This is a genomic window from Streptomyces daliensis, assembly GCF_054782395.1.
This window is the reverse complement of sequence record NZ_BAAGSO010000094.1, coordinates 411,259-433,565: the sequence shown is the minus strand read 5'-3', so window position 1 is coordinate 433,565 and position 22,307 is coordinate 411,259. Positions and strand designations below refer to the sequence as shown.

Annotated in this window: 20 protein-coding genes; 7 read left to right on the top strand and 13 right to left on the bottom strand. The window is 69.9% G+C overall.

What is annotated here, in order from left to right; translation table 11 throughout:
* Positions 1 to 5 precede the first annotated feature (5 nt).
* The 3 genes from ACYVOO_RS24380 to ACYVOO_RS24370 all read right to left on the bottom strand — a co-directional run bounded on the left by ACYVOO_RS24380 (position 6) and on the right by ACYVOO_RS24370 (position 2,750).
* On the bottom strand, positions 6 to 251 hold the full coding sequence (locus tag ACYVOO_RS24380; protein ID WP_461017822.1) for a ferredoxin: 246 nt from the start codon (positions 249 to 251) through the stop codon (positions 6 to 8).
* On the bottom strand, positions 248 to 1,447 hold the full coding sequence (locus tag ACYVOO_RS24375) for a cytochrome P450 (RefSeq protein WP_461017821.1): 1,200 nt from the start codon (positions 1,445 to 1,447) through the stop codon (positions 248 to 250). Before ACYVOO_RS24375 ends, ACYVOO_RS24380 begins: the two co-directional genes overlap by 4 nt.
* A gap of 193 nt (positions 1,448 to 1,640) precedes the next feature.
* A complete protein-coding gene (locus ACYVOO_RS24370; protein ID WP_461017820.1) occupies positions 1,641 to 2,750 on the bottom strand; it encodes a terpene synthase family protein in 1,110 nt (369 codons plus the stop codon).
* 313 nt (positions 2,751 to 3,063) lie between these two features.
* Here ACYVOO_RS24370 and ACYVOO_RS24365 point away from each other — a divergent pair, with 313 nt between their 5' ends.
* Positions 3,064 to 3,489 carry a helix-turn-helix domain-containing protein gene (locus ACYVOO_RS24365; protein WP_461017819.1) on the top strand — a complete coding sequence of 142 codons (426 nt, stop codon included), beginning with the start codon at positions 3,064 to 3,066 and terminating at the stop codon, positions 3,487 to 3,489.
* A gap of 146 nt (positions 3,490 to 3,635) precedes the next feature.
* On the opposite strand, the gene ACYVOO_RS24360 is transcribed toward ACYVOO_RS24365, so the two are convergent.
* On the bottom strand, positions 3,636 to 4,856 hold the full coding sequence (locus tag ACYVOO_RS24360) for a beta-ketoacyl-[acyl-carrier-protein] synthase family protein (protein WP_461017818.1): 1,221 nt from the start codon (positions 4,854 to 4,856) through the stop codon (positions 3,636 to 3,638).
* Positions 4,853 to 5,095, bottom strand: a complete 243-nt coding sequence (locus ACYVOO_RS24355) for an acyl carrier protein (protein WP_461017817.1) — start codon at positions 5,093 to 5,095, stop codon at positions 4,853 to 4,855. Before ACYVOO_RS24355 ends, ACYVOO_RS24360 begins: the two co-directional genes overlap by 4 nt.
* A 282-nt stretch (positions 5,096 to 5,377) precedes the next feature.
* Here ACYVOO_RS24355 and ACYVOO_RS24350 point away from each other — a divergent pair, with 282 nt between their 5' ends.
* Positions 5,378 to 7,378, top strand: a complete 2,001-nt coding sequence (locus ACYVOO_RS24350) for an ATP-binding protein (RefSeq protein ID WP_461017816.1) — start codon at positions 5,378 to 5,380, stop codon at positions 7,376 to 7,378.
* Entirely contained in the window at positions 7,375 to 8,931 is a 1,557-nt protein-coding gene (locus ACYVOO_RS24345; protein WP_461017815.1) for a type 1 periplasmic-binding domain-containing protein, read from the top strand. Before ACYVOO_RS24350 ends, ACYVOO_RS24345 begins: the two co-directional genes overlap by 4 nt.
* Before the next feature lie 51 nt (positions 8,932 to 8,982).
* Here ACYVOO_RS24345 and ACYVOO_RS24340 read toward each other — a convergent pair whose 3' ends face one another.
* Positions 8,983 to 10,449, bottom strand: a complete 1,467-nt coding sequence (locus ACYVOO_RS24340) for an aminotransferase class I/II-fold pyridoxal phosphate-dependent enzyme (RefSeq protein ID WP_461017814.1) — start codon at positions 10,447 to 10,449, stop codon at positions 8,983 to 8,985.
* Between the two features lie 128 nt (positions 10,450 to 10,577).
* Positions 10,578 to 11,189 carry a hemerythrin domain-containing protein gene (locus ACYVOO_RS24335; RefSeq protein WP_461017813.1) on the bottom strand — a complete coding sequence of 204 codons (612 nt, stop codon included), beginning with the start codon at positions 11,187 to 11,189 and terminating at the stop codon, positions 10,578 to 10,580.
* A gap of 303 nt (positions 11,190 to 11,492) precedes the next feature.
* On the opposite strand from ACYVOO_RS24335, the gene ACYVOO_RS24330 reads away from it, so the two are divergent.
* Together ACYVOO_RS24330 and ACYVOO_RS24325 are read left to right on the top strand one after the other, a co-directional pair.
* A complete protein-coding gene (locus ACYVOO_RS24330) occupies positions 11,493 to 12,029 on the top strand; it encodes a Dps family protein (RefSeq protein WP_453350608.1) in 537 nt (178 codons plus the stop codon).
* Between the two features lie 225 nt (positions 12,030 to 12,254).
* A complete protein-coding gene (locus ACYVOO_RS24325; RefSeq protein WP_461017812.1) occupies positions 12,255 to 12,671 on the top strand; it encodes a CBS domain-containing protein in 417 nt (138 codons plus the stop codon).
* Between the two features lie 142 nt (positions 12,672 to 12,813).
* On the opposite strand, the gene ACYVOO_RS24320 is transcribed toward ACYVOO_RS24325, so the two are convergent.
* From ACYVOO_RS24320 to ACYVOO_RS24305, 4 genes are all read right to left on the bottom strand, one after another.
* Positions 12,814 to 13,377: a hypothetical protein gene (locus ACYVOO_RS24320; protein WP_461017811.1), complete on the bottom strand. Its 564-nt coding sequence runs from the start codon at positions 13,375 to 13,377 to the stop codon at positions 12,814 to 12,816.
* A gap of 81 nt (positions 13,378 to 13,458) precedes the next feature.
* Positions 13,459 to 14,406: a TauD/TfdA family dioxygenase gene (locus ACYVOO_RS24315; protein WP_461017810.1), complete on the bottom strand. Its 948-nt coding sequence runs from the start codon at positions 14,404 to 14,406 to the stop codon at positions 13,459 to 13,461.
* 37 nt (positions 14,407 to 14,443) lie between these two features.
* A complete protein-coding gene (locus tag ACYVOO_RS24310; RefSeq protein ID WP_461018107.1) occupies positions 14,444 to 16,390 on the bottom strand; it encodes an ABC transporter ATP-binding protein in 1,947 nt (648 codons plus the stop codon).
* Between the two features lie 167 nt (positions 16,391 to 16,557).
* Positions 16,558 to 16,773 carry an MbtH family protein gene (locus tag ACYVOO_RS24305; protein WP_453350612.1) on the bottom strand — a complete coding sequence of 72 codons (216 nt, stop codon included), beginning with the start codon at positions 16,771 to 16,773 and terminating at the stop codon, positions 16,558 to 16,560.
* Positions 16,774 to 17,022: 249 nt separating this feature from the next.
* Here ACYVOO_RS24305 and ACYVOO_RS24300 point away from each other — a divergent pair, with 249 nt between their 5' ends.
* On the top strand, positions 17,023 to 18,615 hold the full coding sequence (locus ACYVOO_RS24300; protein WP_461017809.1) for an MBL fold metallo-hydrolase: 1,593 nt from the start codon (positions 17,023 to 17,025) through the stop codon (positions 18,613 to 18,615).
* A 39-nt stretch (positions 18,616 to 18,654) separates the two neighbouring features.
* Positions 18,655 to 19,488, top strand: coding sequence for an alpha/beta fold hydrolase (locus tag ACYVOO_RS24295; RefSeq protein WP_461017808.1), 834 nt, complete (start codon positions 18,655 to 18,657; stop codon positions 19,486 to 19,488).
* Positions 19,489 to 19,530: 42 nt separating this feature from the next.
* On the opposite strand, the gene ACYVOO_RS24290 is transcribed toward ACYVOO_RS24295, so the two are convergent.
* On the bottom strand, positions 19,531 to 20,220 hold the full coding sequence (locus ACYVOO_RS24290; RefSeq protein ID WP_461017807.1) for a response regulator transcription factor: 690 nt from the start codon (positions 20,218 to 20,220) through the stop codon (positions 19,531 to 19,533).
* A 169-nt stretch (positions 20,221 to 20,389) separates the two neighbouring features.
* Positions 20,390 to 22,288: a molecular chaperone HtpG gene (htpG, locus tag ACYVOO_RS24285; protein WP_461017806.1), complete on the bottom strand. Its 1,899-nt coding sequence runs from the start codon at positions 22,286 to 22,288 to the stop codon at positions 20,390 to 20,392.
* Positions 22,289 to 22,307: the final 19 nt, after the last annotated feature.

Sequence of the window (22,307 nt, the reverse complement as noted above, 5' to 3'; positions counted from 1 at the left end):
GCGTCTCACACGGGCCGGTGCGGGTCCTCGTCGTCGGACGTGTGCTCCCGGAGGGTGATCGCCCCGGCGGGGCACGCACCGGCGGCCGTCCGCGCGGCCGTGCGACGAGGGGCGGGCGGCTCGGCGTCGAGCAGGAGCACGAGGCCGTCGTCGAGGTCCTGGTCGAAGACCTCGGGGGCCGTCAGCGCGCACATCCCCGAGCCGATGCAGCGCTCGCGGTCGACGTCGACGCGCAGGCGCGGTGTCGTCATGACTCCTCCCTGTCCCAGGTGACGGGGAGGCTCTTCACCCCGTAGATGTCCGCGGTCTCCGGGCGCAGCCTGACCTCCTCGGCCGGTACGGCGAGACGCAGCGTGGGGAAGCGGTCGAGCAGCGCGCGGAACGCGACCCGCATCTCGACGCGGGCCAGTTGCTGCCCCAGGCACTGGTGGATGCCGTGGGTGAAGGCGAGGTGCCCGTCCTGCTCCCTCCGGAGGTCGAGCACATGGGGGTCGGGGAAGCGCTCCGGGTCGCGGTTGGCGGTGTGGTACGACAGGACGACCGTCGTCCCGGCCTCGATGGTGTGGCCGCCCAGCTCGACGTCCTCCAGCGCCGTCCTCATGGACGACTTGGCGACGCTCAGATACCGCAGCAGCTCCTCGACGGCGCCCTCGGTGAGCGAGGGGTCGTCGCGCAGCGCGGCCAGTTGCTCCGGGTTCTGGAGCAGTGCGAAGGTGCCGAGGGCGAGCATGTTCGCGGTGGTGTCGAACCCGGCGGCCAGCAGGACCAGGCTGATCCCCTTCAGTTCCTCGTCCGTCAGATCGCTGTCGGTGAGTTCGCTGAGCACGTCATCGGTGGGGTGCGCGCGCTTGGCTGCCACCAGCTTCGCGAGGTACTCCTGGGTCGCGGTGTAGGCCGCTATCAGCTCCTCGTCGCTCGTCTCCCCGCCCATGAAGGTGTCGATCTGCTCCTGGAAGGATCCCCGGTCCTCGTACGGCACCCCCAGCAGTTCGCAGATCACGATGGTGGGGATGGGCTTGGCGAACGCGGTCACCAGGTCCGCCGTCGGCCCGGCCTTCTCCATGGCGTCCAGGCAGTCGGCGGTGATCTCCTCGACGCGCTCGGTGAGCAGACGCATCCGCCGCACGGTGAACTTGCCCGCCAGCGGCTTGCGGTAGCGGCGGTGCTCCGGGTCGTCCATGAGCAGGAACTCGCCGGGGGGTGCCGGGGGCACCTCGAAGTCGACCACGTTCAGAAGGTCCTTGCGCGAGCTGAACCGCGAGTCGGCCAGGACCGATCTGGCGAGGTCGTATCCGGTGATCAGCCAGCCGGTCTGCCCGCCGGGGTGGGTGAAGCGGCTGAGGGGTGCGTGCTGACGGGCCTCGATCAGCTCGGCCGGAGGGTCGAAGGGGCAGCCCGGCCGGCGCTCTGTCGGCAGGGTTGCGATGGTGTGGACGGGCTCACCCATGACCATTCCTCTTCTCGCGATATGACGTGTTCAAGGTGCTCGAAAGCTACGTTGCATTCAGGGTGAGGTCAATCAATCGAAGGGCGATCAAAGGGCATTCCCCCAGGTGCATGCCCCGATTTTGATGCAATGGCGCTGCAAGTGAATGCAACGACGTGTTGCAATGAATGGCGGCGAAGGCAATGCCGTCGGCCTACGTGCGGTCCGGCGCGAGCTGCTTCCACCACCAGGCGACGCTCGGGTAGGGCAGTGGTCCGGGGGAGGGGTCAGAGGGGTGCTCCGCCCACCCGGGACGGGCGCCGTCACCCGCCCGCGAGGGCGGGCCGGACTCACGCATGAAGTGGTAGCGGTGGACGTCGAAGCTCCACTCCAGATTTCCTCGCACCACGTGGCCGAGACCGGTGAGGTAGGCCCGCAGCGGATCGCTCGCGTGGGGCATGAGCTGTTCCCGCAGCCGGAGAAGCAGCGCCGAGGTGCGGTCCCGGACGGCGACGGTGCGGCTGAGCGCTTCCTCGGGAGAGCAGCCGTGCGCGGCGCACAGCACATTGATCATGTCCTGGTCTCCTGTGGGCTCCAGCAGCCCCTTCTCGCGGGACACCAGATCGTTGTCGAGCGCGGCCGTTCCCGAGGTCGCTTCGGTGGCGGCCCGCACGGCCGGGGAATCCTTCTCCGCCTCGGGAATCTCGTCGCCGTTGACGAGTTCCATGAGGGTGAGGACCATTCCGCCCCCGGCGTCCTGGATGCGCATTGCCAGGTAGTCGTCCGGGCGGGGCAGCACACCACGCCGGTGGTTGCTGAGATGCCACAGGGCGCCGAAGAGGAGCTTCCTGACTTCGTGGATCCAGCGCGTCACCTGCGTGGGAGTGCAGTCGCGGTGGAAGAACGCCGCCACGTCGTGTGCCGCTGCCACGAACGGGTCGGCACCGGCGGGCAGTTGGTAGTCCGGCCATTCGATCGCGGTCATGATGCGCCCCGCCAGCTCGGCGAACTGTCCGGCCCCGCCGTGGGCGTACGCGGTTTCGCAGTGGTCGTCGAGGGTGAATGCCAGGTAGGTGAAGCACACGGCCTTGAGGAAGCGCTCCGGATGACCGGCTCGGGCGGCGCACCGTCCGAAGAACTCGGGCGTGTTCGTCTTCAGCGTCCAGTCACGGCGTTCCGCTGAGTCGCAGAAGCCGAAGTGGTCCATCCACGCGATGGCCTCGCTCCCGACGCTGTCCGTGTACGGGCTGCGGGCGAGTTCGAAGGGGCAGTACAGGGGAGGCAGACCAGGTGCGGGAGCCGCCTCCAGGATGGTGTCCGGCATGGGAACGTCCTCCTTGCGGGCTCTTGACGACGAGTGCGACGGGTAAAACGGGGGTACGGGTGCGTTCACCACACCGTGACGCCGCGTACGGCGAAAGCCCTCACCGGCAGCCCGTCACGTGAACACGGTGAACGCCCACACCCGCGGCCTCCGTCGGCGACGCGGCAGCACCGGATTTCGCCTCCCGCTTTCACCGCATTCAACAGCGCGGCCATCGGCGTCGGCTTCCGGGCCTGCTGGGAGGGTAGTCAGAGCAGGCACGCGGTTCATGCGGACTGGAGCTTTCATGGGTAACCCGACAGGTCGGTCAAGAGTGCCGAAGTACATTGAAGAAGCGACCGAGGAGCTTGAATTACTACAGGGCCGGATAACTCAGCTCCGGCAACACCTTTTGGCGGTGTCACGCGATCCGTGCGTGAACAACACGTCGCATACCGGCAATTCGCCTTCCTCTCCACCGGCGACGCCTCCTCCCCGTCCTTCGGAGGAATTCGCGAGTCTCACCCAACGGGAAGCGGAAATACTGACCCTCCTCTCGCAAGGACTCACGAACCGTAAGATCGCCCGCAGGCTCAGCATCGCCGAACTCACGGTGAAGAGCCATATGCGGGTGATCTTCCTCAAGCTCGACGTGGAGGACAGGACGCAAGCCGCGCTGAAGGCCGCGCTCGCGTCGAAGCCCCGACTGAACGGAGACGCCCTGAACCTGGACGGAGACGCGCCGAAGCGGTTCCGCTGAGGCCGCTGACCGCCTCCCGGCAGGCTCAACGCACGTTGCCGTAGAGGTAGTGGGTCCGGTCCGCTGCCGACACACGATGTGGACACGGCCGGGAAACCGGCGTCGACGTTCCTCCTCGGAGCACGCCAGCTCGGAGCACGCCGGGCTCATGTCCCCGCCACGGCGAGCACGGCGTTGTGTCCGCCGAATCCGAAAGAGTTGCTCAGCGCGAGGCCGGTGCGGTGCGGCCGGGCCGCGCCCCGCACCGTGTCGATCTCCATCCCGGGATCGGTGCGGTCGAGGTTGGCGGTGGGCGGCACGACGTTCCGCTCGGTGGTGAGGACCGTCAGCGCGGCTTCGACGGCTCCGGCCGCGCCGAGAGCGTGTCCGATGGCGCCCTTCGCGGAGGTGACAGGGGGGCGGTGGCCGCACACGCGGTGGATCACCTCGGACTCGATGCTGTCGTTGGGCCGCGTCGACGTACCGTGCGCGTTGACGTGGTCCACATCGCCGGGTCCGGCTCCGGCGTCCCGCAGCGCGGAACGCAGGGCCTGTTCGGCGCCGCGCCCCTCCGGATGCGGGGCAGTGGCGTGGTGGCCGTCGCCGCTCGCCCCGTACCCGATGATCCGTCCCCGCACGGGCGCGGCCCGCGCCCCGGCATCCGTCACCCGCTCCAGGACCAGCACGCCCGCGCCCTCGGCCAGCACGAACCCGTCCCGGTCGCGGTCGAACGGGCGGGACGCGCCGTGCGGTGCGTCCGTGCGCCGGGACAGGGCCCTCGTGCGGGCGAAAGCCGTGACGCACAGCCTCGTGAGCGGTGCCTCGGTACCGCCCGCGACGACGATGTCGCAGCGGTCGGCACGCAACAGGTCCAGGGCCGTGCCGATGGCGGTGGCACCGGCGGCACAGGCCGTGACGGTGCCCAGGTTCGGGCCGTGGAACCCCTGCTCGATGGCGATCTGTCCCGCCACCATGTTGGGCAGGAACATGGGGACCGCGAACGGTGAGACGGCACGGTGGCCGGAGTGCTGGAACCTGTCCCGCTGCGTCTCCCAGGTGCGCAGCCCGCCCATCGCGGAGCCCAGGACCACCCCGATGCGCGACGGGTCGACACCCGAGGTGTCCAGCCGCGCCTCGGCGACCGCTTCCCGGGCGGCGAGGAGGCCGAGCTGCGCACAGCGGTCCAGATTCGGTGCCTGCGCCCCGAACTCCTCGTCCTCGTCGAAGTCCGGAACGCGGCACGAGAAGTCGACGGGAAGGTCCTTCAGCTCCGGGTCGGGCGACGCGCTGGAACGTCCGGAGCTGATCCCGTCCCATGTGCGCTCCGTACCGATCCCGGCAGGGGTCACCAGACCGATGCCGGTGACGGCGGCATGATGGCCTTTCACGCTGCTACCGCTCCCTTGGCGGACAGCACGTCGGCGACGGCGCGGATGTCCATGTCGGCCGTGAAATCGTCCTCCTCCACGGCGACGTCGAAGGTCTCCTGGAGACGGAGGCCGAACTCGACGACGGCGAGCGAATCGATCTCCAGGTCCTGGAAGGTGCTCGTGGGCTGTACTTTCTCCTTCTCGATCTTGAAGCGTTCGGCGACCATGTCGATGATGACGCTCTCCAGCTTTTCCATGATTCCTTTCCTCGTTCTCTGGCAGCGGGCATGAGGGGGCCCACGCCTCCGCCGGTACGGCCGACCGGGCCGAGTCCGATACTCCGTCGTTCACGGACGGCCTGGCCATCGTCTCTTCGCAGGGCCCTGGGAGAGGTAGCACCAACGGACTGCTCGCGGAGCGGCCCGGACGTACCCACCCCGCATGACTCTTTGCCAAAACGCCTGCCGGCGGCCCTCGTTGGGGTGACCATAAGGAAGCCCACAAAGGCGTGGGCGTCAGCGAGCCGCGGGGAGTGAACGGTGTCGGGGGAGACCAAGTGGGAAGGCCGTTCGGAACGGGACAGGGCGATGGCCGGACACGTCGTCTCCCGGCTCTCGTTCACCTTCCCGCTCAGTGAACAGCGGCCCGTCACCCTGCTGCTCGGCGCACGGGGCAGCGGCAAGACCACGTTCCTGGAACACCTCCAGGAGAAGGCCGGCGGCATACCGGTCGCCCGCCTCGACCTCGCGCAGCTCAGCCGCGAGGGCAGCACACCCTTCGCGGTGACACACGCCCTCGCCAGCCGGATGGTGCCGCACCGCGCGGGCTTCCCCCGTATCGCACTGCCCGCGTACTTCGTGCTCGCGACCGCCGCCACCGTGCGGATGGACGGCGAGGCACCGCCCGCCACCGTCACAGCGGCGATCATGGACAAGCTGACCGGGCCGCCGCCCACCGGGCTCGACGGGATCACCGCGGCCGTCGAAGCACTCGGCGCACCCGCACCCGTACGGGCCGCGCTCCACCTCGCGCCGCTGGGACGGCGCGCCTGGATGCGCTGGCGCATCTCGCGCGTGCTCAGGGACTGGCTCAGCGGCACACCGTGGGTGGGCGTGCGGGACGGCCTGCTCGACCTGCAACAGCGCTTCAGCGGCGACGATCCGCGCGAACGCTGGGACATCGAGGTCGAACTGCTGAAGCTCTTCCTGAGCGGCCTGCGCCACGCCTACCGCAAGGTGCCACTGGCGATGCCCCCGCCCACCCGCTGCCTGGTGCTGCTCGACAACGTCGACAGCACCCTCGGCGACAGGTTCCTCTCCCAGCTCCTGGAGGCCAGGACGGACACGGCACCCGACCCCCTCGTCGTCACCGCCACGGCGGGCAGCTACCCCGAACCCCTCGGCGACCTCGTGGCACCGGGCGCACCCCTCCTCGCCCCCTGGTCCGACCAGGAGCGCGCCTTCTCCGAGAAGCCCGTGGACGACGGGCTCGGCGTCGGCCAGCTGCGCAACCTCCACCGGCGCGAAGCCGTCGCGCAGGCCACCGACTTCATCAAGACCATCCCAGGGCCCAGGCCCGACCAGGACAACGCACCCGGGTGGCTCGGCTGGGCCGTGCACGAGCTGACGCGTGGTCACCCGGCGGCCACCGCCCGGATCTTCGCCGCGCTGCGCCGCGAGGGCGGCCCCTGGGACCACAGGCTGCGGCGGATCTGGGACCCCAAGACCGGCCTCGTCGACGAACTGCTCCAGCGGCTGCTGCCGAGGGAGACCGGCGACCAGCTCAGAGCGGCACTCGTCCGCGGCTCGGCCGCCATCGGCCTGGAACACGCCGCCGTGGTGCCCCGCCTGTGGACCGAGCCCTACGCGGGCACCCGCGCCGAGTACGGCAACTTCGCGCAGAACCCCCTGCACACCATGCACGTCAGCACCGGCGACCCGGAGGCCGACGGCCCCGTACAGGTGCTGCACCCGATGCTCCGCTTCCTGCTGCTGCGCAAGCTCGCCGAGACGGGCCCAGCCGAGGACTTCACCTGGGACACGGTGCACACGGCGCTGCGCGACTGGGCCGAGGAGGAGGGCAGGCCCGGCATGGCCGCGTACCACGCACTCGCCCTCGGCGACGTGCCCTACGCCGCCGCCTACCTCAACGACCGCTTCGACAACGGCGAGGAGACACCACACCGCTGGTGCTCCCGGCTGTGCAGACTGCGCCGCGCGCCGCGCCGGGAGGACGCCCACGACGAGACACCCTCCGACCACTACGAACGCCTCGTCGGACACCTCAACCGCGGCCCCGTCGACGGCAGGCTGCGCACCGTGACCCGGCTCCTCGCGGCCTCCTGGATCTGCCCCGAGCCGCCCCAGGACCCGGCCACCGACCGCGTCGGCGACCCGTACCGCATGCCCCTGGGCGACCCCCTGCGCGAACTGAACGGCGAAATCGCGGGCCGCTTCCGCACCCTCGCCTACTCGGCGGGCGGCACCTGGAACGGAGTGCTGGGCGCCAAGGCCGTCCAGTACGAGAGGAGACCCTGGTGAGCGACGGACCGCCCTCCCGCTACCCCTCGCGCTGGCGGCCCCTGTGGCGGCTGCTCGGCGCCCTCGTCTGCCTGGCGGTCATCACCGTGACCGTCCGCCAGTGCGTGTTCCCCGACCCGCCGGCGAAGCCCGACCTCCACTGCGCCCCGGGCGTGGTCAAGCGCGGCAAGGGCGCCGAGTGCGTGGGGGTGACAGACGGCGCCTACGTGTTCAGCAAGGAACTGCGCGAGGTCACCAGGAAGATCCGCGCGGAGAACGCCGAGGCCGAGAAGTCGGGGGACTGGGTCGCCGTCGCCTACACCGAGCCGATGACACGGCGCGGGGACTGGAAGGCGGCGAACGACCGGGGCGCTGACGTGGTGCGCCAGTCACTGGAAGGCGCCTACCTGGCCCAGATGAAGTTCAACCACACCGGCGGCGAGGGCCGCACCCCCAAGATCAAGCTGCTGCTGGCCAACAGCGGCCAGAGCGGGGAGCAGTGGAAGCCCATGGTGCGCACGCTCGCCGCCATGGCGGACGATCCGGAGGAGCGGCTGGTCGGCGTCGCGGGCTTCGGGCAGAGCGTGAAGACTACCGAACTGGCCGTCGAGGCACTGCGCGAGAAGGGGGTGCCGATGGTCGGCTCGACGGTCGCCGCCGAGTCACTGTCCACCGTGCGCCCCATGTTCTTCCGGGTGGCCTCCACGACGTCGGACCAGGCGGCGGCCGCCGCCGAGTGGGTGCGTGAGCGGCGGCACGAGGACAAGGACCTGCGCATCGACCTCGTCGTGGACAACCGCGAGAAGGAGGAGTACGCGCACGACCTCTCGCGCTACTTCCAGGAGAGCCTGAAGAAGACGGACATCGCCCCCGAGACCCCCGACGGCCTCCCCTTCGTCTCCGGAACCGACTCCGCCGCCACCGCGCTCGCGTCCTACGCGGACCGCGTCTGCCGCCCCGAACACCCTCTGGACGCCGTCTACTTCGCGGGACGCGGCAGGGAGCTGAAGCTGTTCATCGAGGCACTGGCCGACCCGCGCCACGCCGACTGCGACCTCACCGTACTGTCCGGGTCCAGCTCCGTCGGCGTCTTCTTCGAGCAGCCGGGAGAACCGGCCCCGGCGGCCGAGGGCGATCTGCTCGGCACCTGGGAGAAGCGCGAGGGGCTCACCGTCCTCTACACCGCCTACGCACACCCCTCCGCACCAGCGGACATCTACGACAGGGACGACCCGTACCCCGACTTCGAGCGCCGCTACACCGGTGCCTTCGGCGGCAGACCGCAGGTGGAACTGGGCAGCGGCCAGGCGATGATGGGCTACGACGCCGTCTACGCGCTGGCCAAGGCCGTCCGCAACGCGGCCGGGCCCGCGGGGGACGAGGACGTGGACGAGGCGGCGGTGCACAACATGCTGCTCCAGCTCGGGCAGGGTCAGGGCGGCCCCGTGCACGGCCTGAGCGGCGAGATCGCCTTCGACTCCAGGGGGCGGCCACGCGACAGGGCGGTCCCGCTGGTGGAGCTGCGCCCGGAACCCGGACGCCACTACACCTACCGGGACACGCTCTGGCCCTGAACGTGTGACGTGACGGGTGACGCGTCACATGCGCGGCGCAGCACCCGTCCCTCACCCGTCCCTCATGACGCGGATCGTGCGCACCTCGGAGTCCCTGGCGTCGGGGAGGTTCATCCCCGCGTCGGCGCCCGTGCGCAGATAGCGCACCACGGGTGCCGTGAGCCGTTCCCCGGGGAGGACGGTGGGGATGCCCGGCGGGTACGGGGTGATCATCTCGGCGGCGACCCGCCCCACGGCCTCGTCCGCCGGAACGTCCTCGACGGCGCCGAAGTAGGCGTCCCTCGGCAGCCGCGCCTGTTCCATGCGCAGCCCGGACGGCGTCGGCACGGCCACAGGCACCGGCGCGTGGAACTCGCCCGCGCGGGCCGCGAGATCGCGCACGGCGCGCATCAGCGCGTCGGCCGTGTCGCGGTCGTCGGCATGCGTGAGCTGGGCGTTGATCCTGCGGTGGTCGCTCACGTGCACGTCCAGGTGGTGTGTCGCGCGCAGCCAGTCCGCCGCCTGATAGCCCGAGATGCCCAGCCCGGAGAGGTCCATGACGACGGGGAGGGGGTCCAGGTCGTCGGCCAGCCCGGGCCCGGTGAAGTCGGCGCGGTCGTTGACGTGGACGCCGTCGGTCTTCTCCAGCTCCTCGCGCACGTCGGCCGCCAGCTCCAGCGCGTGGGAGAGGAGCCGGCGGCCGTCCTGCGCCATCTGACGGCGCCATCCGTCCAGACCCGCGTAGACGAGGACACTGGGGCTGGTCGTCCCCAGCAGATCGGCCCGCGAGGAGAGCACGGCGGGGTCGAGCAGCTGGCCCCGGAGATGGAAGACCGAGCCCTGCTCCAGGCCGCTGCCCATCTTGTGGATGCTGGTGACACACACGTCGGCGCCCGCGTCCATCGCCCACGTGGGCAGCTCGGGGTGGAAGGGGAGATGCGCGCCCCACGCCTCGTCGACGATCAGGGGGCGGCCCCTGCGGTGGCACACCTCGGCGATCCCGGCGAGGTCGGCGCAGGTGCCGTACGGGGTGGGACTGGTCACCAGCGCGCCGCGCGCGTCCGGATGCGCGGCGAAGGCCGCCTCGAAGGAGGCCACGGACGGGGGATGTGCCAGCCGCCGTTCCTCGTCCCATTGCGGTTCGACCCAGACGGGGTGGATGCCCGAGAGCACCAGCCCAGAGACGACCGACTTGTGCGCGTCACGCCCCACGAGCAGCTTCTCGTGCGGTCCGGCGACCGCCAGCATGGCGGCCTTCACGGACAGCGAGCTGCCGCACGTCGAGAAGAAGGTGTGCTCGGCGTGGACGGCGTCCGCCATCAGCCGCTCGGCCCGCTCCAGCACGGCGCCGCGCGTACGGCGATCGTCCAGCCCGCCCGAGGCCAGGACGTCGCCGTGGAAGACGGCGTCGCCCAGCACCGCGCGGACGCGGGGGTCGGCGCCGCGGGCCTGCTTGTGGCCCGGCGGGGTGAAGGGCAGCTCGTCCGCCTCCTGGTAGTGGGCCAGTGCCTCCAGTACGGGTGCCGCTGAGTGATCCATGGCTTCCATGGCCTCCGTGGTGCCCGCGTCGGCCCGGAGGGAACCCGGTGCGCCGCCACTCGGGGGACGGGGCGGGCAGGGGAGGGGTGAGCGGGGGAGGGACGAGTGGTCGTGGCCGTGCTCCTGGCTCATGCCCGCTCGCAGTGGTGTTCCGTGAGCGCCCGGGTCCGGCCGACGGCGCCGGGGCCGAAGGCGGACGGTGCGCCGGTGTCGCCGCCGCCCTTGTCGTCCCCGTCGTCCCCGCTGCCCTCGCTGGGGTCGCGGGCCTCTCCCGTCGGGTCGTGGCGGGCCGTGGGCACGGCGAGCCTGACCCGCCTGACCTCGGCGTCCAGGTCCGCCAGCTCCCGCGGGGTGACGTGCTCCAGCAGCCGGGGTAGGAGGACCGTCCTGTCCTCCTCCGTGTGGGCCCGCGCCTCGCCGACGGCACGGCGGATGGTGTCCTCGAACTCGACGGAGCCGAAGGTGACGTCCTCCAGCTCCCGCAGGACGTCCTCGATACGTGCGTGCCGCCGCAGTGCGGAATCGGCCAGCTTCGCTCCGTCGGGCACCCTGTCGCGCAGCACGGGGTGCAGATACCTCTCCTCCGCGACGAGGTGCCGCACCAGCTCGACGGCCACCTGCCCGACGAAGTTCCTGCGCTGCCCGTCCATCGGCGGCAGTGCCTCCAGGTGGTTCAGCAGGGCCTCGATGTTCTCGTGGTCCTCGGCGAGTTGGTGCCCGATGTCCTCACGCGGCTCCATCGCGTATCTCCTCCACGGCCTTACGGCTTTACAGCCTCACGGTGCGCACTCTGGTGTCTTACGGCGCGGGGGTGGCGGCCCCGCCCCGGCCGTGCACGCGTACCCCCTGACCGGCGGGGCATGGGGGTGTGCCCGAGGTGCGGCCGAGGTGTGGCCGGTGGAGGGGCGCCGAGGTTTACCCGGCCCCCGGCCGCGGTACCCCTGATCACCGTCATTCGGCACGCCGTTGCCGGTCTCCACACGAACGAAAGGACCGCCGTGACCTCGAAGAACAGCTCCACGCCGTCCTACACCGTGCCGGGCATGACGACCAAGGAGGGTGGCGGCGTCATCGACGTGCTGCGCATGCGGCTGCACGCGCTGAACGATCTGGCCCTGACCCTCAAGCACGTGCACTGGAACGTCGTCGGCCCGCACTTCATCGCCGTCCACGAGATGCTGGACCCGCAGGTGGACGCGGTGCGCGACATGGTCGACAACACGGCCGAGCGCATCTCCACCCTGGGCGGCTCCCCGCCCGGCACCCCGGGCACGATGGTGGCCGAGCGCACCTGGGACGACTACGAGATCGGCAAGGCCGAAGCCATCGAACACCTCGGCGCCCTCGACGTCGTCTACACCGGCATCATCGAGGACCACCGCAAGGCCGTACGCGCGACGGACGAGCCCGACCCCGTCACGCAGGACCTGCTGATCGAGCAGCTCCGCAAGCTGGAGCTGTTCCAGTGGTTCGTACGCGCCCACATCGAAAGCTCCGGCGGCAAGCTCGCCACCGGTGCCCATGACGGTGAGTCCGCCGCCGCGCGCAAGGCCGCCGAGCAGGCCAAGGGCAAGCCCTGAGCGGTACTGCCCGCGCCCGGGCTTTTCCGGGCGTCCGGGCCGGAACCGGCCCGGCGGTCGGGCGGCCCGGCCCGCATCCGGCGTGCCCGGCGCGTTCGGCCGGCGGGTACACGGGTACCCGCCGCGGCGCCCGGGAGCGGCCGGGCAGAGCACCGTCCGAGAAGAGCGAGAAGAGCGAGAAGCCGCGAATCGAGAAACCGGGGGAACTGAGGAGAGGAGAAGGCTGTGACGACAGCACGCGAGATCATGAGCGGTGGCGCGGAGTGTGTGCGCACCGACCAGACCGCGGCCGACGCGGCGCGGATGATGGCCGATCTCGGGGTGGGGGCCCTCCCGATCTGCGGGCGCGACGACAAGATCAAGGGCGTGGTGACGGACCGCGATCTCGTGGTCAAGGTCCTCGCGGCCGGGCGGTCGCCGGAGGAGTTCCCCGCGGGGAGCCTGAACCAGGCGGAAGCGGTGACCATCGGCGCGGACGACGACGCTGAAGAGGTGCTGGCCACCATGACCCGGCACCGTGTGCGGCGGCTCCCCGTGATCGACGGCACGCGGCTCGTCGGCATGATCGCCGTCGCCGATGTCGCCCGTACCCTCCCGCACGCCAAGACCGGCGACCTCGTCGAGGCGCTCTCGGCGGACTGAGCCGGGCGCCGTCCCTCCGTCTCTCCGCCCCCTCTCGGTGACCCGCGCCGACGCGGCCACCGGGATGGGGCAGGCTCACGGAAGAACCTCATGGCACCTCACGGCACCTCGCGGAACCTCTGCGGGCGGGTCAGGGGAACTTTCACCGGCCGTCCTCCTCGGGTTCCGTGATCCCGAGATCGACGCGCATGACGTGCCGCATCCGCCACAGCGGGTCCCACAGCTTGTCCAGGCTCTCGCGGGCGGTCGCCACGCTCTCGCCCTGCCGGGGAGTGCCACCCTCGAGACGCATCAACAGGCCGTACAGGTCGCCGAGATGGCGGTTCGCGGTGCTGGCCGCGCCCGCCACACCGTCGGGCAGGACCATCTGCGCCTCGGCGTGCCGCATGCGGTGGTCGCGGCGCGCCCTGTCCAGCTCCGACCGCAACTCCTCGGTCACCTCGCCCCGCTCCAGGGCATGGAGAACCCGCGTCAGCACGTTGGCCAGGTCGCGCGTACCGGCGCTGACCGTCGCGTAGCACGTACGCCGCGCCTCGAGCTGAGCCTGCCGCGTGGCGTACTCGCGCTCGTCCCGCTGGAGCTGCCTCGCGTGCTCCAGCTCGCGGGCCCTGGCGCGGTCGGCACCGCGCTGTGTGATGACGGCGGCAGCGAGCGTTCCGCCGATGCCCAGCACCGCGACCACGATCTGGCTGACTGTGCTGCCCAAGCTGTTCCCCCGGCTCCGATCGGTCGCGGGGACTGTACCCACTCCTCGGGCGCTCGGTCTCGCTCCGGCACCGCCCGGCCGCTATGTGTCGGACATGGCCACCAGCACGCGACGTGTCCCCTCGAAGGGGCGCCGGCCGTGGGCGAGCAGGACGTTGTCGATGAGGAGTATGTCGCCGTCGTGCCAGGCGACGTCGACGGCGCCCTCCAGCCCGCGGCCGAGGATGTGCTCGACGTAGGCGTCGGGAATCGGGTCGCCGTCGGTGAACGTCACGTACTGCGGGAACTCGTCGGGCGAGAGGATGTCGTACAGCTCGGCCGACGCCTCGTCGCCCAGTCCGGCCGGATGCCACTGGTCAGCCTGGTTGAACCAGACCTCGGCGCCGGTGACGGGGTGCTTGGTGGTGGAGGGGCGCAACTGGACGATGCGCAGGCCGTCCTCCGTCCACTCCCACTCGGCCCGCGACTCCCGAAGGAACATCTCGACCGCCTTGCGGTCGTCGGTCTCGAAGGTGTCCTGCCAGCTCTTCCCGAAGCCGAGCCCGTCGTGCAGGTTCTGCACGTAGCGGATGCCCCCGGCGAACGCGTCCCGCACCTCCGCGTCGAGCGAGCGCAGCCACAGCTCGCCGTCGAGCACCGGGGTCGCGCCGCCGCTCTCCGCCGCCTTCTCGCAGTAGAAGGCGAGCCGCGTCGGCCAGCGGTGTGCGTAGCTCAGCTCGTTGTGCATCGAGATGGTGTACTGCTGCGGGTACTCGGTGGAGGTGTAGAGGTTGCCGCCGACCTTGGTGCGCGGCGAGTTGCCGTGCACATACGGCAGGCGGTCGGGCACCAGCCGCGCGAACACCGGGTCGACACCCTCCGCCGTGACGCCGAAGTCCCGGAAGACGAGCCCCTTGTGCTCGGTGAGCAGCTCGGCGAGCCGTCGCGCGCCCAACTGGTCCAGCCAGCCGACGAGGTCCCGCGTACCGGCCGCTTCACTGGTGATCTCGTGTGGCTGCCAGGCACCCACGCCCGGCTCGGCGGTGTCCAACACGTACCTCCCAAAACCGTGGTCTCCAGGACCGGTGCTAGATGTTTGCCTTCTTGGCGTCCTTGGCGCCCTTCGTTCCCTTGGCCCCGTTCTCCGGTGCGCCCCTCGCGGCCTGGCCGGAGAACTGGGTGCGGTACAGCTCGGCGTAGGAGCCGTCGGCGGCGAGCAGTTCGCCGTGGGTGCCGCGCTCGCGTATCCGGCCGTTCTCCAGCACGAGGATCTGGTCGGCCTCCAGGATGGTGGACAGGCGGTGGGCGATGACCAGGGAGGTCCGGCCCGACAGCGCGGTCTTGAGCGCGCGCTGGATCGCCGCCTCGGACTCGGAGTCCAGGTGCGCGGTGGCCTCGTCGAGGATGACGACCGGCGGGGACTTGAGCAGGAGCCGGGCGAGGGCCACGCGCTGCTTCTCACCCCCGGAGAGGCGGTGGCCGCGGTCACCGACCACGGTGTCGAGGCCGTCGGCCAGTGAGGAGATCGTCTCCCAGATCCTGGCCGCCTCGCACGCCTCTTGCAGCTCCTTCTCACTGGCGTCGGGCCGGGCGTACAGCAGGTTCGCGCGAATGGTGTCGTGGAACATGTGCGCGTCCTGGGTGACGATGCCGACGGTGTCGTGCAGGGAGCGGAGGGTCAGTTCCCGTACGTCGTGACCGCCGACGCGCACCGTCCCCGTGGTGGGGTCGTAGAGCCGGGGCACCAGGTTGGTGACCGTGGTCTTGCCCGCGCCCGAGGGGCCCACCAGCGCGGTGAGTTTCCCGGCGTGTGCCCGGAAGCTCACACCGTCCAGGACGACGGAGTTGTCACCGCGCTCCGACGCGGGCAGCGCGATCGTCTCCAGTGAGGCCAGTGACACCTCGTCGGCGGCCGGGTACCGGAAGGCCACCCCGTCGAACTCGATGTCAGGGGTGGTGTCGTCGTCGACGGGGAGCGGCTTGGCCGCAGGGGCTTCGTCGATGAGCGGCTTGAGGTCCAGCACCTCGAAGACGCGGTCGAAGCTGACCAGCGCGATCATGACGTTGACCTGCATGTTGGACAGTTGGTTGATCGGTCCGTACAGCCGGAGCAGCAGTGTGGCCATGGCCACGAGGGTGCCGATCTCGAAGGTGCCACCGATGGTCAGCAGCCCGCCCAGACCGTAGACCAGCGCGCTGGTCACCCCGGTGATCAGCGTCGTGATGAGGAAGAGCATGCGTGCCCACACGGCCGTGGTGACGGCGACATCGCGGACCTGCGACGCCTTGTGCGCGAAGCGCTCGGCCTCCTCATCCGGCCGCCCGTAGAGCTTGGCCAGCATCGCGCCCGACACATTGAACCGCTCGTTCATCATCGAGCCCATGTCGGCGTTGAGGCCCATGCCGTGGCGGGTGAGCCGCTGGAGCCTGCGGCCGACCAGCTTCGCGGGGAACAGGAAGAACGGGATCATCAGCAGCGCCGCGACGGTGATCTGCCACGACAGGTAGAACATCATGCCGAGCACGAGGACCAGGGTCAGCAGGGTCGAAACCGTCTGCGACAGCAGTGTCGTGATCGCCTGCTGCGCCCCGACCACATCGGTGTTGAGCCTGCTGACCAGGGCACCGGTCTGGGCGCGGGTGAAGAACGCCAGCGGCTGCCGCTGCACATGGCCGAACACCTTGCAGCGCAGGTCGTAGACGATGCCCTGGCCGACGCGTCCGGAGAACCAGGTCTGGGTGAAGGTGGCCAGCACGTCGATCAGCGCCAGGCCCGCGATGGCGAAGGCGAGGCCCACCACGACATCGCCCCGGCGGGGTGTGATGCCGTCGTCGATGATCATCTTGAGCAGCAGCGGGCTCGTCGCCGTGATGGCCGCGCTCACGGCCGTCATCAGCATGACCACCGCCAGCGACCAGCGGTAGCGCGAAGCGTAGGGAATGATGCGCCGCACCGTGCCGGACTTGATTTTCTGTTTGGTGATCGAGCTGTCGACGCCCAGCGGCATCGGGCCCCTTCGCGGGCCGCCCATCATGGCCACGGGTTCTCCCTTTGTCGGCTTTTCGGCCGAGGCTGACGCCGCGCGACCGTACTCGCGCGGCGGAAGGCTGCGAAAGCGCGCACAGCGGCCATACGCCACAGAACGAGTCCAGGCCGACGGCCGGAAGGGGTCGTCGGCCTGGAATCAGGGCCGTGATGCTGTTAGCTGGTGCCCTTCATGGCTTCGATCAGGCTCTTGGGGCGCATATCGGTCCACGACTTCTCGATGTACTCGAGGCACTCCTCGCGCGGCGCCTCGCCGAACACGGATTTCCAACCGTCGGGTACATCCACGAATACAGGCCACAGTGAATGCTGGCCTTCGTCGTTGACCAGAACCAGATAGCTTCCTTCGGGATCCTCAAAAGGATTTGGCACCGCACTGTCCTCACTTCTCGGCGACAAGGGACCGCAGCGACGGGCTGATGCACTGTGACACAGGGGCGGCGGGCGGCTCAAGAAGACGGAACCCGCACTGTTCAACTGCCGCTTCCCGCAGTTGAACGGCAGCGGTCGTCCGTTGACGCGTCAGCGGCACTGTGGTGATTTGGTGCTCACCGCGCGGTAAAGACGCGTGCCCGGAATCCGAGCGGAACGGCAGTGGAAATGCCGGACGGGAGGGGCTGGATGCCTGACAGTCAAGAGCGGTTGTTTCTCCGCTCGAATGCGATCATCGAACCACTGGTCGACAAATTCTATGCCTGGATGCACATCGTCGCGCCGGCTCAGGCGTCCATGAACCTGGCGAACGTCCAGGTGCCGCTTCTCGAGTCGTATCTCCACTCGCCGCAGGTACACATAGCGGCGAGTAGCAACCCCGCCCTGCGCGGCGGATACTTCATCAACGTCGAGGAGTCCCGTGCGACGGAGGTCGGCGAACTGCTCGACGTCATCAAGCGTGAGCGTGCGGACATGCTCGCCTTCGCCGCCGCCGTGGCCGAGGCGCACGAGCTGCTGCGGCAGAACGCCACGGGGTTCGACCTCACCCCGCTGTACCCACAGCTCCCGGCGGCACTGAACGGGCTGGTGGAGCTGGCCTACGACACCAGCAACCAGCCGTCCCTGCGGTTCATCGAACCGCTGCTCTACCACAGCGCGGCCTTCGACAGGCGCCGCCAGTCCGTCCAGCTGTCCCTGGACGACGGCGTGGAGCGGCCCTTCATCCTCAGCACCCCGCGACTGCCCTCGCCCGGCACACTGGACCTGCCGGTCCCCTTCGACCACCCGGGCCTGGACGAGCTGACGAAGGCGCGGGTCGAGGGCACGACCCGCGCGCGTCTGCGCGAGGCGCTGGAGCTGGACGACGGCCAGGCGGCGGAGCTGGACCGGCTGCTCGCCCCGGAGCCCAGCCTCGCGCCGGACCGGCACATCGAGGGCGGCGGCCGGATCCGCTACTTCGGGCACGCCTGCCTGGTGCTCCAGAGCCCGGAGGCCGCCGTCGTGGTGGACCCCTTCATCAGCACGGACAACCGCCACGGTGACCGCTACACCCTCGACGACCTGCCGGACCACATCGACCTGGCGCTCATCACCCACGGACACCAGGACCACATCGTGCTGGAGACCCTGCTCCAGTTGCGCTCGCGCACCGACGCCGTCGTCGTTCCCCGCTCCTCGCGGGGCAATGTGTGCGACCCGTCGATCGGCCTCTACCTCAAGTCCATGGGCTTCACGGTGATCGAGGTCGACGACTTTGACGAGGTGCCGCTGCCCGGCGGCGCGCGCGTGGTGGCCACACCGTTCCTCGGCGAGCACTCCGACCTCGACATCCGTGCCAAGTCGACCTACGTGGTGCAGCTCGCCGGCCTCACGGCGTTCATCGGCGCGGACTCCTCCGGCATCGACCCGGTGCTGTACCAGTACATCCGCTCGCACCTGGGCGGCGTCGACAAGGCGTTCCTGGGCATGGAGTGCGACGGTGCTCCGCTGACGTGGCTCTACCAGGGCCTGCTGACCCGCCCCGTGACGAAGAAGATGAGCGACTCGCGGAAACTGTCGGGGTCGAACGCGGAGCAGGCGGCGGCCATCATGACCGAGCTGGGCGCCGGCGAGGCGTACATCTACGCCATGGGCGAGGAGAGCTGGCAAGGCCACGTCATGGCGACCACGTACACACCGGACACCTACCAGATCAAGCAGATCGAGGAGTTCCTGGGCTGGTGCGGGACACACGATGTCGCTGCTGAACATCTGTTCAACAAGCGGGAATGGTGCTGGTGAGAGGGCCGGTAACCGGTAACTGGTAAGAGGACACCGAGAATGCCATACCTGCACACCAACGGAATCCGGCTCGCCTACCAGCGGCAGCGGTCGGGGCGGAGCGATTCGGGGCGGAGCGACGAGGACACCGTCCTGCTCATCATGGGCTCGGCCGCCGCGGGCTACATCTGGGACATGCACCAGACACCCGCACTGCGCCGGGCGGGGTATGCGACGGTCACCTTCGACAACCGCGGCATCCCGCCGTCGGCGGCCCCGCCGGGCAAGTACACGCTGGCGGACCTGGTGGCCGACACCAAGGGACTGATCGAGGAGCTGCGGCTGGCACCCTGCCGGATCGTCGGCACCTCACTGGGTTCGCTGATCGCCCAGGAACTGGCCATCAGCGAACCCCACCTGGTGCGTTCGGCGGTGCTCATGGCCACCCGCGGCCGGTCCGACGCACTGCGCCGGGCGCAGGACGCGGCGGACCGGTTGCTCCAGGAGAGCGGCATCACGCTGCCGGCGAAGTACCGGGCCGTCAACTCGGTGCTGCGGATGCTCTCCCCGGCGACGCTCAACGACGACACGTCGGTGTCCACCTGGCTGGAGATCTTCGAGCTGGCCGGAGGCGGCGCGGAATCCGCCGCCCACGGGCAGGCGTGGATCGACACGCACCAGGACCGCCGCGAGGACCTCAGCGGGATCGGCGCACCGTGCCGGGTCATCACCTTCACCGACGACGTCATCACCCCGCCGCATCTCGGCGCCGAAGTCGCGGACATCATCCCGGACTGCGACCTCGTGGAGATCTCCGGCTGCGGGCACCTCGGACATCTGGAGCGCCCGGAGGCGGTCAACGAGGCGATCGTGGAGTTCTTCGAGAAGCACTGATCAGGGCGCGCCGGAACCCGGACCGAGGCATCGCCGATGTCCTCACGACTCCGGTTCCGGGGCGCCCTGCCCGGCGTCCATCACCCTGTACCCGCTGCCCGGCACCGTGACGATGACGGGCGGGCCGCCGAGCTTGGCGCGGAGCTTGCTCATCGTCACCTTGACGACGGTGGTGAACGGGTCGGTGTGCTCGTCCCAGGCCCGCTCCAGCAGCTCCTCGGTGCTGACGACCGCGCCCTGTGCCCGCATCAGCACCTCCAGCACGGCGTACTCCTTGCGGGAGAGCGGCAGATAGCGCCCCTCGCGGGACGCCTGCCGGTGGGCCGTGTCCAGGGTGATGCCGCCGCACTCCAGCACCGGGGGCACGGGTGGCGCCGCCCGACGGCCGAGTGCGTGGACGCGTGCCACCAGTTCGTCGAAGGCGAAGGGCTTGGCCAGATAGTCGTCGGCGCCCAGGTTCAGTCCCGCGACCCGTTCGTGCACCGCGCTGGAGGCGGTCAGCATCAGGATGCGTACGCGCCCCCCTAACTGGGCCAGGGCGCGGCAGATCTCGTCGCCGTGCACCCGGGGCAGGTCGCGGTCCAGCACCAGCACGTCGTAGTCGTTGACCGCGAGGCGTTCCAGCGCGGTGGCGCCGTCATACGCGACGTCGACCGCCATCGCCTCGTCACGCAGCCCCTCGGCCACCAGATCCGCGAGGAAGCACTCGTCCTCGGCCACGAGAATGCGCATGCCGAACATTCCTCCAGATCTGCGATAAGGAGACGGTTAACGCACGCGATCACCACGGTGAAACCAGCGGAGGGCCAGGCTGGCCGATGTGATGCCGCCTCCTCTCCACCGCCGTTCCCGCGGCCCCCACCGGGGGCCGCACGCCGACGGACAGGGGCAGAGGCAGGGATCAGTCGGGGGTGTCCGCCGTACGGGTCGTGGTGTCCGCGGTGAGGGCCGTCAGCAGGTCGTTGAGCCGGGTGACGAACGTGGCCGGTTCCTCGATCCGCGCACCGGCGGTGAGGACGGACTGGTCGAACAGGACATGTGCCCACTCGCGCACGCGCGGGTCCTCCTGGTCGCGGTTGAGCCGCTCGACCAGGGGGTGGCGGGGGTTGATCTCCAGGATCGGCTGGTTCGGCAGGCCCGAGCCGCGCATGCGCTGCACGACGGTGAAGTCGGTCTCCTCCCCGTCGGCGACGATGCACGCGGGGGAGGTGGTCAGCCGGTTCGTCACGCGTACGTCCCACGCCTTGCCCGCCAGATGCGCCTTGAGCTTGCCGAGGAGCGCGGCGTAGTCGGAGTCCGCCTGCTCGGCGGCCTCCTTCTCGGCCTCGTCCGTCAGCTCGCCGAAGTCGGGCGCGCCCTGCGCGACGGACTGGAGCCGCTTGCCCTGGTACTCGCGCAGCGAGCCGGAGACGACGAAGTTGTCCACGGCTTCGCCCAGCAGCAGCACCTCGATGCCCTTGGCACGGAACGCCTCCAGATGCGGGCTGGCCGCCGCGGCTGCCAAACTGGGGGCGAGCAGGTAGTAGATCTTGTCCTGGCCCTCCTTCATCCTGGCCACGTAGTCGCCGAGCGAGACATCGGCGTCCTGTGTGTCCGAACGGGTGGAGGTGAAGCGCAGCAGTTCGGTGAGGTCCTCCCGGTGGGCGGGATCGTCGGCGATGCCCTGCTTGAGCACGCCGCCGAACTGCTTCCAGAAGTCGGCGTACTTGCCCGGCTCCTTCTCCGCCAGCTCCTTGAGCAGCTTCAGCACCCTCTTGACCGCGCTGGACCGGATGTGGTCGACGGCCTGGCTGCCCTGGAGGATCTCCCGGGAGACGTTCAGCGGCAGGTCAGCGGAGTCGACGATCCCGTGCACGAACCGCAGATAGCCGGGCAGCAACTGCCCGGTGTCCTCGAGGATGAAGACCCGCCGCACGTGCAGCCGCACACCCCGGCGCGCCTGCGGCACCCACAGATCGTGCGGAGCACGAGAGGGCACGTACAGCAGCATCGTGTACTCGTACCGGCCCTCGACCTTCGTGTGCACATAGGCGAGCGGGTCGGTGTAGTCGTTGGTGAGGTGCCGGTAGTAGGAGTGGTAGTCCTGCTCGCTCAGCTCGCTCTTGGGCCGCGCCCACAGCGCCGAAGCCTGGTTGACCGGGGCTTCGTCCTGCCCCATGACGATCGGCTGGCTGATGTGGTCCGAGTACCGCTGGACGATCGAGCGCAGCCGGTGCTCGTTCAGCAGCTCGTCCTCGCCCTCGCGCAGCTCCAGCACGATCGTGGTGCCGCGCTCGGCGCGCTCGACGGCCTCCACCGCGTACTCGCCCTTGCCGTCCGAGGACCAGCGCACGCCCTCGGACGCGGGCAGTCCGGCCCGTCGCGTGGTCAGCACGACCCGTTCGGCGACGATGAACGCCGAGTAGAAGCCGACGCCGAACTGGCCGATCAGCTCGGCGTCGCGGCGCTGGTCCCCGGTGAGCGTCCGGAGGAATTCGGCCGTGCCCGAGCGGGCGATGGTGCCGATGTTGTCGATCACTTCCTGACGGCTCATGCCGATTCCGTTGTCGGCGATGGTGAGCGTCCCCGCGTCCTTGTCGAACGCGACCCGGATCCGCGCCTCCTGCTCCGGTTCCGCGCCGACCGACTCGGGGTGCGCGTACCGCTCGGACCGCAGCCGGTCGATCGCGTCGGAGGCGTTCGAGACGAGTTCGCGCAGAAAGATTTCCTTGTTGCTGTAGAGCGAATGCGCCATCAGGTTCAGAATCTGGGCGGCCTCGGCCTGAAAGCTGTACGTCTCCGCTTCCGACTGCGATGTCATCGCTTCCCCCTGTGGACGA